14 protein-coding genes are annotated in these 15,701 nt (G+C 73.4%); 10 read left to right on the top strand and 4 right to left on the bottom strand.

From position 1 onward, the window contains the following. The 4 genes from IE286_RS00005 to IE286_RS00020 all read left to right on the top strand — a co-directional run. Nucleotides 1-162, top strand: a 162-nt coding sequence (locus IE286_RS00005; RefSeq protein WP_189794436.1) for an alpha-glucosidase C-terminal domain-containing protein, incomplete at its 5' end; no start/stop codon positions are given. Nucleotides 163-194: 32 nt separating this feature from the next. Further along, on the top strand, nt 195-1,592 hold the full coding sequence (locus IE286_RS00010) for a maltokinase N-terminal cap-like domain-containing protein (protein ID WP_189794437.1): 1,398 nt from the start codon (nt 195-197) through the stop codon (nt 1,590-1,592). Nucleotides 1,593-1,596: 4 nt separating this feature from the next. Beyond that, nucleotides 1,597-3,819 carry a 1,4-alpha-glucan branching protein GlgB gene (glgB, locus tag IE286_RS00015; RefSeq protein ID WP_189794438.1) on the top strand — a complete coding sequence of 741 codons (2,223 nt, stop codon included), beginning with the start codon at nt 1,597-1,599 and terminating at the stop codon, nt 3,817-3,819. A 135-nt stretch (nt 3,820-3,954) separates the two neighbouring features. After that, the gene (locus IE286_RS00020) at nt 3,955-5,043 is read left to right on the top strand and encodes a glutamate--cysteine ligase 2 (RefSeq protein WP_189794439.1); all 1,089 of its coding nucleotides are present in this window, start codon (nt 3,955-3,957) and stop codon (nt 5,041-5,043) included. An 8-nt stretch (nt 5,044-5,051) separates the two neighbouring features. Here IE286_RS00020 and IE286_RS00025 read toward each other — a convergent pair whose 3' ends face one another. After that, on the bottom strand, nt 5,052-5,285 hold the full coding sequence (locus tag IE286_RS00025; RefSeq protein WP_189794440.1) for a DUF6480 family protein: 234 nt from the start codon (nt 5,283-5,285) through the stop codon (nt 5,052-5,054). 209 nt (nt 5,286-5,494) lie between these two features. Between IE286_RS00025 and IE286_RS00030 the strand changes: the two genes are divergently transcribed. The 5 genes from IE286_RS00030 (at nt 5,495) to IE286_RS00050 (ending at nt 12,771) form a co-directional block, all read left to right on the top strand. Continuing rightward, complete coding sequence (locus tag IE286_RS00030; protein ID WP_189794441.1) at nt 5,495-5,929, top strand: ATP-binding protein; 435 nt, start codon at nt 5,495-5,497, stop codon at nt 5,927-5,929. A gap of 102 nt (nt 5,930-6,031) precedes the next feature. Next, on the top strand, nt 6,032-6,490 hold the full coding sequence (locus IE286_RS00035; protein WP_189794442.1) for an STAS domain-containing protein: 459 nt from the start codon (nt 6,032-6,034) through the stop codon (nt 6,488-6,490). A gap of 489 nt (nt 6,491-6,979) precedes the next feature. Beyond that, entirely contained in the window at nt 6,980-8,743 is a 1,764-nt protein-coding gene (locus tag IE286_RS00040; protein WP_189794443.1) for a PP2C family protein-serine/threonine phosphatase, read from the top strand. A gap of 211 nt (nt 8,744-8,954) precedes the next feature. Then, nucleotides 8,955-10,397 carry an NAD(P)/FAD-dependent oxidoreductase gene (locus tag IE286_RS00045; RefSeq protein WP_189794444.1) on the top strand — a complete coding sequence of 481 codons (1,443 nt, stop codon included), beginning with the start codon at nt 8,955-8,957 and terminating at the stop codon, nt 10,395-10,397. Nucleotides 10,398-10,506: 109 nt separating this feature from the next. Next, nucleotides 10,507-12,771, top strand: coding sequence for an FUSC family protein (locus IE286_RS00050; protein WP_189794445.1), 2,265 nt, complete (start codon nt 10,507-10,509; stop codon nt 12,769-12,771). A gap of 42 nt (nt 12,772-12,813) precedes the next feature. Here IE286_RS00050 and IE286_RS00055 read toward each other — a convergent pair whose 3' ends face one another. From IE286_RS00055 to IE286_RS00065, 3 genes are all read right to left on the bottom strand, one after another. Next, nucleotides 12,814-13,254 carry a hypothetical protein gene (locus tag IE286_RS00055; RefSeq protein ID WP_189794446.1) on the bottom strand — a complete coding sequence of 147 codons (441 nt, stop codon included), beginning with the start codon at nt 13,252-13,254 and terminating at the stop codon, nt 12,814-12,816. Nucleotides 13,255-13,415: 161 nt separating this feature from the next. Continuing rightward, the gene (locus IE286_RS00060) at nt 13,416-14,324 is read right to left on the bottom strand and encodes a SigB/SigF/SigG family RNA polymerase sigma factor (RefSeq protein ID WP_189794447.1); all 909 of its coding nucleotides are present in this window, start codon (nt 14,322-14,324) and stop codon (nt 13,416-13,418) included. 313 nt (nt 14,325-14,637) lie between these two features. Further along, complete coding sequence (locus IE286_RS00065) at nt 14,638-15,084, bottom strand: ATP-binding protein (RefSeq protein WP_189794448.1); 447 nt, start codon at nt 15,082-15,084, stop codon at nt 14,638-14,640. A gap of 227 nt (nt 15,085-15,311) precedes the next feature. Here IE286_RS00065 and IE286_RS00070 point away from each other — a divergent pair, with 227 nt between their 5' ends. Next, nucleotides 15,312-15,578: a 3-deoxy-D-manno-octulosonic acid transferase gene (locus IE286_RS00070; protein ID WP_189794449.1), complete on the top strand. Its 267-nt coding sequence runs from the start codon at nt 15,312-15,314 to the stop codon at nt 15,576-15,578. The last annotated feature ends 123 nt before the right edge of the window (nt 15,579-15,701 follow it).

Below are 15,701 nucleotides of genomic sequence, written 5' to 3' on the forward strand. Positions count from 1 at the left end.
CTGGACCTGAGCGCCTACGCCGGCCGCCATCCGGTCGAGCTGATCGGCGGGGTCCGCTTCCCCGCCATCGGTGAACTCCCTTATCTGCTGACGCTGGCGGGACACGGCTTCTACTGGTTCCGGCTCACCGAAGTCGCATCCCGGGCCGGCCGGCGCGTCTGACCACCCTGCGGCCGACGAAAGGAGGCGTGACCATGCCGAAGACCGCATCCCTCCAGCCGGGCACCCTGCACCACCCGGCCGGGCCCCTGGCCTCGCTCGGGACGCTGCTGCGCGAGTGGCTGCCCCGGCAGCGGTGGTTCGCCGGCAAGGACCGGCCCGTCACCGATCTGCGGCTGCTGTCGATGACCGAGCTGTTCCCGGGCTGCCTGCATCTGCTGGTCCACGCCGACCACGCGGGCGTCGCCGGCCATCACGGCGGTGTCCCCGCGCCGGCCGGCGCCTTCGCGCCGCCGGCCTCGGACTGCTACCAGCTGCTGCTGGGTGTGCGACGCGAGCCGGTGCCGCGGCTGCACCGGGCGTTCATCGGCCGGCCCGAGGAGGGACCGCTGGCGGGCCTGGCGGTCTACGACGCGCTGTGCGATCCGCGGTCGGCGCGGCTGCTGCTGGACCGGCTGCGCACCCCGGGAGCGGTGGGCCCGCTGCGGTTCGAGGCCGACCCGTCCGTGCCGATCCCGGGCGGTCTGGCACCGCGGCTGCTGAACGCCGAGCAGTCCAACTCCTCGATCGTGTACGGCGACGCGTTCATCCTGAAGGTGTTCCGCCGGATCCAGCCGGGCGTCAACCCGGACCTGGAGGTGCCCTGGGCGCTGGCCCGGCAGGGCTGCAGCCGGGTGCCCGCACCCGTGGCCTGGCTGCGCACCGCCGAGCCGGAGGAGGCGACGCTCGGCGTGCTGCAGCCGTTCCTGCCGGACGCGGCCGACGGCTGGACGCTGGCGCTCAGGGCGCTGGCCGCCGGAGACGACTTCACCGCCCAGGCGCACCAGCTGGGGCAGGCCACGGCCGAGGTGCATCTGGCGCTGGCCGACGCCTTCCCCACCGGCAGGCACCGGCAGACCGCGCGGACGGCGGCGGCGATGACCGAGCGGCTGGAGGCGGCCGCCCAGAGCGTGGCGGCGCTGCGCCCGTACGCCGCCCGGCTGCGCACCGCGTTCGCCGCGCTGGTCAGCTGCGACGCCGGTCCGCCCGCCCAGCGCATCCACGGCGATCTGCACCTGGGCCAGGTGCTGCGGGCCGGGCGCGAGTGGTTCGTGATCGATTTCGAGGGCGAGCCGTCCCGTCCGCTCGCCGAGCGGCGCCTGGCCGAGTCCCCGGTGCGGGACGTGGCGGGCATGCTGCGCTCCTTCGACTACGCCGCCCGGCAGCGCCGTCCCTGGCGCCCGGAGTGGGCGCGCCGCTGCCGGGAGGCGTACTGCGCCGGGTACGCCTCCCGGGCCGGCTGGGACCCCCGTAAGAAACACGCCCACGCCCTGCTGCGGGCCTACGAGACGGACCGTGCCGTGTACGAAGTGCTGTACGAGGCCCGGCACCGGCCCGACTGGCTCGCCGTACCGATGGCGGCGATCGAACGTCTCGCCGTGAGAGGAGGCTGAACCGGTGGCACTGCGCGACACGTCACTTCCCGAGCCGTCCGGACCCGTCCCGCCCGCGACGGCGATCGCCCGGCCGGCACCGCCCCTGGACGACTCCGACCGTGAGCGTCTGCTCGGCGGCTCCCACCACGATCCGCACGCGCTGCTCGGCGCCCATCCGGTGCCCGGCGGGATCGCCGTGCGGGCGCTGCGCCCGTTCGCCGACGCGGTGAGCGTGGTGGTCGACGGTGAGCGGATCTTGATGGTCTCCGAGGGCGGCGGCCTGTTCTCGGCGCTGCTGCCGCTGCCCGAGATCCCCGCGTACACGCTGGTGGTGGCCTATGGACCGGACGAGTACGAGGTCCACGACCCCTACCGGTTCCTGCCGGCGCTCGGCGATTTCGATCTGCATCTGATCCGGGAGGGCCGGCACGAGCAGCTGTGGAAGGCGCTGGGCGCCGAGCCGATGGTGCATCAGGGGGTGGCGGGCACCCGGTTCACGGTGTGGGCGCCCAACGCCCGCGGGGTGCGGGTCGCCGGGGACTTCTGCCACTGGGACGGCACCGCGTTCCCGATGCGCTCGCTGGGCGCGAGCGGGGTGTGGGAGCTGTTCCTGCCGGGCATCGGCGAGGGCACCCGGTACAAGTTCGAGATCACCTCCCGGTACGGCCACCGGTTCCTGAAGGCCGACCCGATGGCACGGCGCACCGAGGTGCCGCCGGCCACGGCGTCCGTGGTGACCGCCTCGCACTACGTGTGGCACGACGACGCGTGGATGGCGCACCGCGGGGACACCCCCGTGCACGAGGCGCCGTTCTCGGTGTACGAGGTGCACCTGCCGTCCTGGCGGCCCGGCCTGTCGTACCGGGAGCTGGCCGAGCAGCTGCCCGCCTACGTCAAGGATCTCGGCTTCACCCATGTGGAGCTGATGCCGGTCGCCGAGCATCCCTTCGGCGGCTCCTGGGGCTACCAGGTCACCTCCTACTACGCACCCACCGCACGCCTGGGCACACCCGACGACTTCCGCTACTTCGTGGACCGCTGCCACCAGGCCGGCATCGGCGTGATCATGGACTGGGTGCCGGCGCACTTCCCGAAGGACGACTGGGCGCTGGCCCGTTTCGACGGGGACCCGCTGTACGAGCCCGGCGACGCCCGGCGCGCCGAGCACCCGGACTGGGGGACGTACGAGTTCGACTACGCCCGCACCGAGGTGCGCAACTTCCTGGTCGCCAACGCCGTGTACTGGTGCGAGGAGTTCCACATCGACGGGCTGCGCGTGGACGCCGTGGCCTCCATGCTCTACCTGGACTACTCCCGCGAGCCGGGCCGGTGGACGCCGAACGTGTACGGCGGGCGGGAGGATCTGGCCGCGGTGGCGTTCCTGCAGGAGATGAACGCCACCGTCTACCGCCGGGCGCCCGGGGTGGTGACCGTCGCCGAGGAGTCCACCGCCTGGGGCGGGGTGACCGCGCCGACCGACTGGGGCGGGCTGGGTTTCGGGCTGAAGTGGAACATGGGCTGGATGCACGACTCGCTGCAGTACATGGGCAAGGATCCGGTCCACCGCAAGTACCACCATCACGAGATGACCTTCGCGATGGTGTACGCCTACAGCGAGAACTATGTGCTGCCGATCTCGCACGACGAGGTGGTGCACGGCAAGCAGGCGCTGGTGTCGAAGATGCCGGGCGACTGGTGGCAGCGGCGCGCCAACCTGCGGGCCTACCTGGGCTTCATGTGGGCCCACCCGGGCAAGCAGCTGCTGTTCATGGGGCAGGAGTTCGCGCAGGGCGGGGAGTTCTTCGAGGAGCACGGCCCGGAGTGGTGGCTGCTGGACGAGGGCTGGTGCGCGGCCGGCGACCACCGGGGCGTGCGGGATCTGGTGCGGGACCTGAACCGGGTGTACCGGGCCACGCCGGCGCTGTGGCAGTGCGACACGCGCCCGGAGGGTTTCCGGTGGGTGGCCGTGGACGCCGCCGACGACAACGTGTTCGCCTTCCTGCGCCACGACGCCCAGGGCGCCCCGCTGCTGGCCGTGTCGAACTTCTCCCCCGTCGTCCGCCACGACTACCGGCTGCACGTGTCTCACGACGTCACCGTCTGGCACGAGGTTCTCAACACCGACGACGGGCGCTACGGCGGCAGCGGCGTCGGCAACACGGATCCGGTCAAAGTCGAGGACGGCCAGGTCCGTCTCATGCTGCCGCCTCTGGCCACCGTCTGGCTGATGCCGGACCCTGTCTGAGCGTCCCCGGTACGGGCCGAAAACGGACACACCCGGAACATGCCGAGGTGTCCGGCGACCGTCTGTGGGCAGCCTGGTCGTACGACCCGGCTGCCCGGCCGGTGTCGCGGCGCGGAGACGGAAAGGGCGGCGAAGGTGCGGACCGTCGGTGTGGAGGAGGAGCTTCTCCTGGTCGACCCGGACACCGGTGAGCCCCAGGCGCAGTCGGCGGCGGTACTGGCGCTCGCCGAGGCGGACGACGCGCACCGGGGCCTGTTCGAGAAAGAGCTGTTCGGGCAGATGCTGGAGTTCGCCACGCATCCCCAGACGGACATGGCCGAACTCGGTGCGGAGATCGTGCGCTGCCGCAAGGAGGCGGCCCGGCTCGCCGAGGAGAGCGGCTGCACGGTGGCGGCGCTGGCCACCTCACCGCTGCCGGTCAGCCCCACGGTCAACGTCAACCACCGCTATCAGTGGCTGGCCGAGCAGTACGGCATCTCCACCCGGGAGGAGCTGGTGTGCGGCTGCCACGTCCATGTGTCGGTGGAGTCGGACGAGGAGGGCACCGCGGTCGTGGACCGCATCCGGCCCTGGCTGCCGGTTCTGCTGGCGATCAGCGCCAACTCCCCGTTCTGGCAGGGCGACGACACCGGCTACCACAGCTACCGCAGCCAGGTGTGGGACCGCTGGCCGTCGGCCGGCCCGACCGAGCTGTTCGGCTCGGCGGAGCGGTACCACCGGCGGGTGGCGGACATGGTCGCCACCGGGGTGATCCTCGACGCGAAGATGGCGTACTTCGACGCCCGGCTGTCGGAGCAGTATCCGACGGTGGAGATACGGGTCGCCGATGTGTGCCTGCACGCGGAGACCGCCCAGCTGCTGGCGACGCTGGTCCGTGGCCTGGTGGAGACCGCGGCGCGGGAGTGGCGGGCAGGCGTGGAGCCGGTGAACCACAGTGTGAGCATGCTGCGGCTGGCCACCTGGCGGGCCGCCCGGACCGGTCCGGAGGGGGAACTGCTCCATCCGGTGACCATGCGGCCGGTGCCCGCCGACGTGGTGGTGCGGGAGCTGGTCGAGCACATCGCCGAGGCGCTGAGCGCCACCGGTGATCTGCGGCCCGTCCTGGACGCGCTCGCGGAGCTGCGGCGGCGTGGAACCGGGGCCCAGGTGCAGCGGGCGTTGCTGGAGCAACGGGGAAACCTGCGGGACGTCGTCACCGCCTGTGTGCGGCACACCCAGGGGTGAGCGACCGGTCACAGGATCAGGCCCAGGGCGTAGGCGAGGAACCCGGCGGCGACCACGAGCACCAGGACAAGGATGACGATCAAGGGGGCCTGGGCCCAGCCCCGGGCCGTGGCCTCCGGCTCGCGGGGCCCGGCCTGGGGCATGCTGCTCTCCGCCGGCGGTGTCTCGCCGGGCGGCACCCCGCCCCCGGGTTCCAGGCCGGGGGTCCGATCGGGTTCGGGATCCGGATTGACGTACTTCATGACTGCCGTGTTCCCCGAACGGCCCGCCTCAGAGAACGGACTCGTTGCCCTGCGTCCCCCGTGTGCGCCGTGTTCCGGCCCCGGGGCGGCGACGGGGCCGTGGCGCGGGCGGGCGAAGCGTAGGCTGCCTGGCCACGGGAACTAGTCAGGGGTACGGAGGGCGGACGAGAGGACGCCCCGCCCGACTCCCGCCGGGCCGGGAAGGCAACATGGCACGCGAGCCGCATGGGGACGACACACTGGCTACCGACGGCATTCCCAGCCGCACCGAGCACTTCGCGGGCGAGCTGCACCATGTGACAGGTGCGCGGCTGGCCACGGAGGAGTTTCTGGACGACCTCGCGCGGCGGTGTCTGCCCGCGACGCCCGAGCACTGGGACGACATCCTGCTGGTGGTCACCGAACTGGCCGCGAACGCCGTGCAGTACGCGCCGGGCCCGTTCGTGCTGCGGCTGCGCCGGACGTTCGACGGGGTGCATGTGACCCTCAGCGACACCAGCAGGACGCCGCCGGCACCGCGCCCGTTCCGGCCCAGCAGCGGTGGCGGCGGGATCGGCTGGCATCTGATCCACACCCTGTCCGACCAGGTCAGCGTCGTGGTGAACGAGCACGGCAAGGACATCCACGTGTTCCTGCCCTGGTGAGCCGGCCGGTCCGGGGCTCGCGGCCGCGGGACGCGGCCTCGCATGAGCGTCCGGCCCGGGGGCAGACGGGCAGACCCACGCAAGCACCCGTTGGAGGTACCTGTGCCCCTTGCCCGGAATCCGCTGTCCGTGGAGGTCACCCTGCCGCGGGACGACGTCGCCCTGATCACGGTGGGGGGCTGCCTGGACGCCGGCACCGCCATGGAGCTGCAGGCCCACCTGGCCAACCAGCTCCACCACGGCCGGCGGCACTTCCTGCTGGACCTGGCCGGTGTGCCGTTCATGGACTCCTCGGGCATGAACGTCGTCCTCCGCACCTACCACGAGGTGCGTGAGCTGCCCGGCAGCGTCCACATCATCGCACCCGCCCCGGCCGTGCGACGGATCCTCGACCTGACGGGTGTCAGCATCACGGTGCCCGTCTCCGGAAGCGTCGAGGCGGCGCTGGCGTCGGTCGACGACGCCTCCGCGGGCGGCGGGACGACCGGCACCCGGGACGGGCAGGACACCGGCGGGCCGGAAGGCCCGGCACCGCAGGCTCCGGCGCGGCGGTGGCCCTGAGCCGCCACCGGCGGTCTCCGGGTCCGGTCGCGCGGACTCAAGGCGCCGGGCGGGGCTACCCCTTCCGGCGAAGGCGCACGCGAGTCCCGGCGAAGGCGATGCCGAACGGTCGGCACCCGCTCGGTGGACGGGGTACCGTCGAAGAATCCCAGCTCGGGCACGGGGTCACAGGTCCACGAACGACGTCGTGCGCGCAGCGGAAGGAGGCCCGATGCCGCGGGTGCTGCCGGTCGTGACACGCGACGCCACGCAGGAGCACGACGCACAGGCCGCGCCCCCGGAGGCGGCCGCCTGTGTCGTAGCGCGGCGCAGCGGCAGGCCACCACCCGTGCGCGGCACGGCCGCCGGCTCCGCCCTCCTTTCTCGCGGGACGCCGGCCGGCCCGGCACAGGCGGCCGTGACGGCCGTCCGGGCGTGTGGCGGCCCCGCCCGCCGTGCGCGGGACGACACCGTGGTGGGCGAGCCCGCCCCGGGAGGACCGGAGGAGCGATGACCCCCCACAGTCTGCGGATCGCCACCGTCACCGACGCGGCGCGTGCCCGGATCGCCGTCGCGCGGCTGGCGGCCGCGTGCGGGGTGCCGGCCCTGGAGCGCACCCGGCTGGTCACCGCGCTCAGCACCCGGCTGCGGGAGTGCCTGGCCGGGGGCGGCACCTGTGTGGTGAGCTGCCGGGTCACCACCCGCGACGGCGAGCCGGTCCTGCGGGTCGCGGTGGCACCGGCGCACGAGACCGGCGCCGCCGGCGAGCCCGCCTGGCAGACTGAGGTGGCCTGCCCCGAGCCCGTCGGCCCCGAGGGCGGTGACGTGCCGGCCGACGCGTCGCTGCTGGCGGAGGCGCTGCTCGGGGCGGACGAGGACACCGCCTCGGTGCTGCGCGAGCTGGCCGGGCACCAGGAGCTGGTCGCCGTCCAGCGGGAGCGGATGCACCGGAGCGATCAGGGTGTGCTGTCGCTGCAGGACGAGCTGGACGCCGCCCGGCGCGAGCTGCGCGAGGCGTCGGCCGCCACGCGTGCCGCGCGCACGGAGGCGGAGAACGCCCGGCGCAGGCTGACGTTCGTGGCCGACGCCAGTGCGGTGCTGACCGCCTCGCTCGACCAGGACGAGATCGTGCGGCAGCTGCCGGAGCTGCTGGTGCCGCGGTACGCGAGCAAGGTCGACGTCTGGCTGTTCGACCAGGACGACCGGCACGGGGCGGCCCCGCATCCGGCTGCCGCCGTGGTCGCCGCCCGCACCGGGCGCCCGCAGTACGCCGCCGACCACCCCGGCAACCTGCCAGGGGTGGACGACCAGCCGCCGTCGGCGCTGATGCCGACGTCGCCGCTGCTGTGCCTCCCGCTGCCCACCCGGCGGGCACCGCTGGGCGTGCTGACGCTGTATCCGCCCGAGCAGCGCTGGAGCCCCGACGACGCGGTGATGCTGGTCGAGCTCGCCCGGTGGGCCAGCACCGCGATCGACAACGCGCACCGCTTCGAGCGCAACCGGGACATCGCCGAGACGCTGCAGCGAGCCCTGCTGACCGACCTGCCCACCACCACTGCGGGGATGTCGCTGGCCGCGCGGTACCTGCCGGCCACCCATGGGCTGAACATCGGCGGGGACTGGTACGACGCCTTCCGGCAGCCGGACGGCGGCCTGGTTGCGGTGGTCGGCGACGTCACCGGTCACGGGCTGCACGCGGCGGTGATGATGAGCCAGCTGCGCACCGCGCTGCGGGCCTACGCCGTGGACGGCAGCAGCCCGGGGCAGGTGCTGACCCGGCTGCATCTGTTCCTGGACGATCTGCAGCCCGATCTGTACGCCACCGCGGTCATCGCCCGGTTCCGTCCCGGCGATCCCACGTTCACCTGGGCCACCGCGGGCCATCCGCCGCCCGTGCTGCGCACCGGTGACGGGCAGGTGAAGGTCCTCGACGCCGAACCGGGCGCCATGCTGGGGATTCCGCTGGAGCAGGAGATCGGCGACCACACGCTGCCGCTGACCGGCGGCTCGACGCTGGCGCTGTACACCGACGGTCTGGTGGAGCGGCGTGCGCGGGGCATCGACCAGGGCATCGAGCGTCTGGCGGTGGCGCTGGGCACGTTCCGTCCGGCCGAGCTGGACGCGGACCTGGACGGGTCGGCGGACCGCATCCTGGTGCCGCTGCTCAGCGACTCCGAACGTGATGACGACGCGTGTCTGCTGCTGTGCCATCTGCACGGCGAGGGGCCCGGCCCCGGGCGCGGCGGCCGGGCGGTCCGTGCGCACATGACGTGAGAAGCGGGAACCCGCCAAGCCGCGGACCATGCCGTCGGTGACGCACGGTGACACCGGCCCGGTCGTATGCGGTGCGCGGACGGCCGCAGGCGGGCATGGTGGTGTTCGACGCGTGTGTGTCCGCGCGCGTGCCCGGCCGGTGCGCCGGACGCCGCCCGTCCTCGCCGGGCGGCGGTGGTCCGGTCGGCGGCGGGTACGGCGGGGGGACGGGATGCGATGCGGCGATCCGGGGCAGACGCAGGGCGTCGAGGCAGGCCGCCGTCAGCCGCAGAAGGGAAGAAGCACCGTGACACGACCCAGGATCCTGGTGGTGGGCGCAGGTTTCGCCGGTGTGGCGTGCGTGCGCCGGCTGGAACGCAGACTCTCCCCCGACGAGGCCGAGATCGCCCTGGTGACGCCGCAGTCCTACCAGCTGTATCTGCCGCTGCTGCCCCAGGTCGCCTCGGGGGTGCTGACCCCGCAGTCGGTCGCCCTCTCCCTGCGCCGCAGCGAGAAGTACCGCACCCGGATCATCCCGGGCCGCGCCGTCGGAGTGGACCCGAAGGCGAAGGTGTGCGTCCTGCGCACGATCACCGACCGTGTCGTCGACGAGCCGTACGACTACATCGTGCTGGCCCCCGGCAGCATCACCCGCACCTTCGACATCCCCGGCCTGACGGACCACGCCTTCGGGCTGAAGACGCTCGCCGAGGCCGCCTACATCCGCGACCATGTCATCACCCAGCTGGACCTGGCCGACGCCAGCGACGACCCGGCCGAGCGCGCCGCACGGCTGCAGTTCGTGGTGGTCGGCGGCGGCTACGCCGGCACCGAGACGGCGGCCTGCCTGCAGCGCCTGACGCATGCCGCCGTCAAACGGTATCCGCGCATCGACCCGTCGCTGATCAAGTGGCATCTGATCGACATCGCGCCCCGGCTGATGCCCGAGCTGGGCGAGAGGCTGGGGCGTGCCGCCCAGGACGACCTGCGGCGCCGCGGCATCGAGATCTCGCTGGGGGTGTCGATCGCGAAGGCCGGGCCGGAGGAGGTCACCTTCACCAACGGCCGGGTGGTGCCGACGCACACCTTGATCTGGACCGCGGGGGTGGTGGCGAGTCCGCTGGTGTCGACGCTGGGCGCGGAGACCGTCAAGGGCCGGCTCGCGGTGACCGCGGAGATGTGCGTGCCCGGCTTCGACGGGGTGTTCGCGCTGGGCGACAGCGCGGCGGTGCCGGATCTGGCCAAGGGCGACGGAGCGGTGTGCCCGCCGACCGCGCAGCACGCCCTGCGGCAGGGCAAGCGGGTCGCGGAGAACGTCATCGCCGCCCTGCGCAACCAGCCGATGCGGCCGTACGAGCACCGTGACCTCGGTCTGGTCGTCGACCTGGGCGGCGCGGACGCCGTAGCCAGGCCGCTCGGGGTGGAACTGCACGGGGTGGCCGCGCAGGCGGTGGCCCGCGGCTATCACCTGGTGGCGATGCGCACCAACGTGGCCAAGACCCGGGTGATGACGAACTGGGTGCTCAACGCGATCGCCGGTGACGACTTCGTGCGCACCGGTTTCCAGGCCCGCCGGCCCACCAGGCTGAAGGACTTCGAGGACTCGGACGTCTATCTGACGCCGGAGGAGGTGCGGCGGCACGTCGAGCGGGCGGCCGCGGGCCCCGCCGCGTGACACGGGGCGGCGCGGGCCGGGCCCGTGGGGAGGGCGCGGCCGGGCCGCCGGACGCGGTCCGGCCGCGAGGTGCGATGCTGGACGGGCGGATCGGCACGGGTACGGGAGAGTGTGCGGCGGCGTGAGTGCGGCGGAGGGGACGGCATGGGGACGGCTGCGGGATCGCGTCACGGCTTCCGATCCCGGGCTGCTGCGGCTGGCGGCGGGCTCCCGCACGGCGGGTTCCATCGCGCTGACCCTGGCGGTGCTGACGGCGCTGCGCGCACCCGTGCCGCACCTGGTGGCCGGGGCGATCACCTCGATGGCGGCGACGTTCGCCATCCGGGAGAAGCTGCATGCCCAGCAGGCGGTGACGCTGGCGCTGGGCCTGCCCGTGGCACTGGCGTCGGTGACACTGGCCGCGCTGCTCGACCAGTACGTGGTCGGCGGGGACATCTTCTTCGTCGTCCTGATGTTCTGCGCGGTCTACAGCCGGCGGTTCGGTGACCGGGGCAACGCGCTGGGCCTGATCGGTTTCCAGATCTACTTCATGTCCCTGTTCGTCGGCGCGTCACCGTCGGCGCTGCCGAGGCTGTACCTGGTCATCGCGGTGGCGTTCGCGTGCAGTGCGCTGCTGCGCTTCGTGATCGTCCGCGAGACCCCGGCCGGCATCCTGGAGCGGCTGCGCGAGGCCTTCCGGGTGCGGCTGGCCCAGCTGGTGTCCGCCCAGCTGGAGCTGCTGGACGCCGGCCGCGACGAGGTGGACAAGGCGCTGGAGGCGGTGCGGGAGCGCACCGCCCGGCTGCACGAGACGGCGCTGATGATCCAGGGCCGACTGGAGGACGGCACCACGGACGCGTCCGTGGCCCGGCTGATCCAGCGGCGCATCGCGGGTGCGGAGATCGCGGCCGAACGGCTGGGGCTGCTGGTGGTCAACGCCCGCAGCAGCGAACGGGCCGACACGCTCACCCTGCACCTGCCGGGCGCCCCGCTGCCGGCCGTCGGGCAGCTGCCGGTGCGCGAGCCCGGCTTCGACGTCCTGCGCCGTGACCTGGCGGCGCTGCGGCTGCTGGTGCTGCGGCCCGAGGGCCGCACCGGGTATGCGATGGCGCATGTGCGCAACCGGCTCCTCGGCTACCGCGAGGAGGAGAACCTGCCGCCCGGCCCGGTCGCGGTGCAGGACGTCTTCCGCGGCATCGGGGAGGCGGCGCGGGCGGTGCTCGGGCTGCGCGTGGCGATGGGCGGCCCGCAGGACGAGACCGACGACACTCCCGCCACCGCCCGCTCACGGGAGGAACTGGACGCCGAGGACGCCTCGATCGAGGGCGCGGAGGAGAGCGAACGGGAGGCCGCGGAGCAGCCCACCGGGCTGCGGCGGCCCACCACGCGCGCGGCGGTGCAGGTGGCGATCGGCTCGTCGCTGGCCATCGTCGGCGGCGAGTTCCTGTCCGCGCAGCGCTGGTACTGGGCGGTGCTGACCTGCTGGATCGTCTTCATCAACACCTCGTCCACCGGCGAGATACTGGTCAAGGGCTACCGGCGGCTGCTGGGCACCGTGCTCGGCGTGGTGGCCGGTATCGTGCTGGCCGGGCTGGTCGGGCCGCACACCTGGACGGCGCTGGCGCTGGTGCTGGTGTGCGTGTTCCTGATGTTCTACACGGCCCCGCTGTCGTACACGCTGATGTCGTTCTTCGTCACCGCGGCGCTGGGGCTGCTGTACACGCTGCTGCACACCTACAGCCCGTCGGTGCTGCTGCTGCGGATCGAGGAGACGGCGCTCGGTGCCGCCTGCGGGATCATCGCGGCGGCGCTGGTGCTGCCGGTGCACACCGACCGGCGCACGGACGAGCTGCTGGGCACGGTGCTGCACCGGCTGTCCGATGTGACCGGCCGGGCGATCGAGCAGCTCAGCGGCGGGCCGACGACGGATCTGCTGGACCAGGCACGCGACCTGGACCAGGCGCTGGCCGATCTGCGGTCGGCCGTGCAGCCGCTCACCCACCCCATCACGCCGCTGCGCTCCCGGCGGAACACGGCCCAGTATCTGCTGGCGCTGCTGGAGACCTGCGCGTACCACGCCCGGGCGCTGGCCGCGACCGCGGAGCTGCTGCCCACGCACCCGTCCATCGCCGCCGATCCGCGGCTGCGGCAGGCCTGCCGCCGCATCACGCACAACATCGCGGTGATCGCCGCCCATGTGGCGGACCACAGCAGCACCGAGGAGATCGAGACCGGCCCGAGCATCGCCTCGCTGCTGGATTCGGGCCCCGTGCCGGGCGCAGTGCGCTACGGCCGGATCACCGAGCGGGTGCTGCGTCATCTGCAGCGTCTGGACGAGGCCGTGATCGGTCTCGCCCGTCCCCTGCGGGTGCCGCGGCCGGCTCCGCAGCGGTGACGGCCGGGCCCGCCGGCCGGGCGACGGCGGCCGTCAGAGCCGTCAGAAGTCCGTGGGCAGGCCGCTGGCCTCGGCGATGCCGCGCAACTCCGCCGTGTCGTGGTGGCGCTGCCGGATGTAGTCGGCGATCTCGGTAAGGCGCGCCGGGTCGGACGCGGTGGCGGCGTCGGTGACCACACGGACCGGGCCGGTCTCCTCGATGTCCAGCACGACCACCTCGTTGTCCAGTCTGCCGGTGACCGCGGTGGCGATGACCAGGGCCGCCTCGTCGCGGATCTCCTGCGGCAGCCCCTGGGTGCCGGGCCCGTCCAGGGAGAAGTCGGCCGTGGGCACACCTCGCTCGCTCTGTTCCTGGATGGCCAGCAGCACGGGGTGGACGACGGCGAGAAGGCGTTCGTATTCCTCCTCGGGCATCCGGACCCGCAGGAGGCCGAGGTACATCTCCACGGCCCGGTCGCCGGGCGTACTCTCGTTCTCGTTCATCCGCACCGGGTTCCCCGCACCCCGGTGTCCTCACGCCGGCGGAGCTGTCGTTCGCGGGCGGGGGCCGTGCGGCGGGCCGGCCGGCGCACGACGCGCACGTCCGGCCACGACGGCGGGCACGCCTGCCTGCCCGGCCGCCCCCTCGCGGGGGCGGATCGTGGTCAGGGCTGGGCGTCCCGGTGCGCCGCTCCGCTTCCGCCGAGGGCACGACGGCCGGCGCGTTCGGCCAGCACCTCGTCCCGCACCCGGGCGCAGCTGCGGCTGATCAGCCGGGAGACGTGCATCTGCGAGATGCCCAGGCGGTCCGCTATCCGGCTCTGCGTCATGTCCTCGAAGAAGCGCATGTAGAGGATGGCGCGTTCACGTTCGGGCAGCCGGCGCAGTCCTTCCTTGGCCGACTCCCGGTCGACCACGACGTCGTAGGAGGAGTCCGCCGCTCCGAGGGTGTCGGCGAGGCTGTAGCCGTCGGCGCCGGCCGACAGCTCGGCGTCCAGGGACAGGGTGCTGAAGCTGTCGAGCGCCTCCAGCCCGGTGCTGACCTCTTCCTCGGTCAGCCCCACATGGGCGGCGATGGCGGCGACCGACGGCTCGGGGCTGCCGGGGTTCTGGGTCAGCTCCCGGCGTGCCACGCGCACCTTGTTGCGCAGCTCCTGGACCCGGCGGGGCACCCGCAGGGCCCACATGCGGTCCCGGAAGTGCCGCTTGACCTCGCCGGTGATGGTCGGCACCGCGTAGCTCTCGAAGGCCCCGCGGCCGGGGTCGAACCGGTCGATCGCCTTGACCAGGCCGAGGGCCGCCACCTGCCGGAGGTCCTCGATCGACTCTCCCCGGTCGCGGAAGCGGCCGGCGATGCGATGGGCCATGGGCAGCCAGGCGGTGACGAGTTCGTCACGGATCGCGTCCCGTTCCGGGCCGTCCTCCAGATGCGCCATGCGCTCGAAGAGCGCCGCGGTGTCCGGTGCGTCGTCGTGCGGCCGCCTGCCGGGGGCGTGGTCCGTGGGGGTTCGGTCCGGGGAGGCGGCCTGGTCGTCGGGGGAGCCGGAACGGCGTGTCGGCATATCGATGGGCATGCGGGAATCGCTCCTGAACGGTTGTTTCAGGGATGAACCGCGGGATCGAACGAGCCGCCGGTCGGCTGTGAGGCCTCAGGGCGTACCGCTCCCGCTCGCGCGCCTCCGGTCCGAAGCACGACCTTCCGTATGCCCGGAACAAAGACCAACAAACTCCACTTTCCGGGATTCTTCGGCACCGGTCTCGCCGGGTGCGACGGCCTGCCGCCCGGGGGTGCCACGCCGCCCGGAACAGCGGCGGCCGGCCCTTCCCCACATCGGCTTCCGGGTGCTGCGGGCGCCCCGAGTCCACGGGTGGGCGGGCCGGCCGTCGTCAGCTCAGCGGCACGACGGCGCTGATGCGTTTGCCGCCCGAGGGCAGGTCGAGCACCTCGACGTCACGGGCGAGCCGGCAGACGATCGGCCAGCCGCGGCCGCCGAGCCGGCTCCGGCCGTCGTGGTCGGCGGCCGGGCGGGCCACCGGCAGCCGGTCGCTGCGGTCGCTCACGCACACCCGTACCTCGCAGCCGACGAGCTCCACCTGGAACTCGGTGACACCGCCGCCGTGCAGGATGGCGTTGGTGGTCAGCTCGGAGGCGACGAGCTGGGCGTCCAACACCGCGTGTTCGCCGCACGGGCGGCCGGCTCGGCAGCATGCGGCGACCGCATGTGCCACGGCACGGCGGGCCTCGGCGGGCTTGCACGCTCCCGCGCACCACTCCGGCCCGCCCGCACCGGACGGCGGTTCGGCGGCGGGAGTGTTCCTGCGCTGCTCGGTCATCTTCTCGCTCCCTGGCTCACGACGAAGGAAGCCGGACCGGTCCGGGATGCGCGCCGACGGGATCGAGGGTGGTCGTCCGCGGACTCCTCCTCCGGCTAGCCGGTGTATGCGCCGTCAAACGTCCGGTCCTGTCCGCGGACGAACGGGGCCGGCATCCTGTGCGGACCGGCCGGCAACTCCTGGGTCCGAGCAGCCATCGCGGCGCGCCCACCGGGTATACGGCCGGTATGACCGATGTCGTGGACTCGGACGAACTGCTGCGGCGCATCCAGCGCGCCAGGGCAGGAGCGCGCGAGGAGGAGCGCCGGTGGCGGGACCTCCGCGACGGTTTCGTCCCGGCCGACCCGGAGACGGTGCGCGAGGCCGCCGGCCGGGTGCTGGCCTACGAGGTGGTGGGCCAGGTGCTGGACGAGATCCTGACCCCCGGCAGGCATCCGTGGACGAGACCCGCCACGCACACCGACCGGCCTCGGGGAGTGAATCCGGTCACGTAGGGCGCCCCCGGTTGTGTGCGGCGGCGAGGAATGGTTTACGGTTCATCCATACGCGGCGACGGGGTCGACGTGGGAGATCCTCCGTACGCCGCCGCATACGGCCCTGGCTGGTTTCCCCCGTCC

The sequence above is a fragment of the Streptomyces thermodiastaticus genome (assembly GCF_014656135.1).
Lineage (GTDB): Bacteria > Actinomycetota > Actinomycetes > Streptomycetales > Streptomycetaceae > Streptomyces > Streptomyces thermodiastaticus.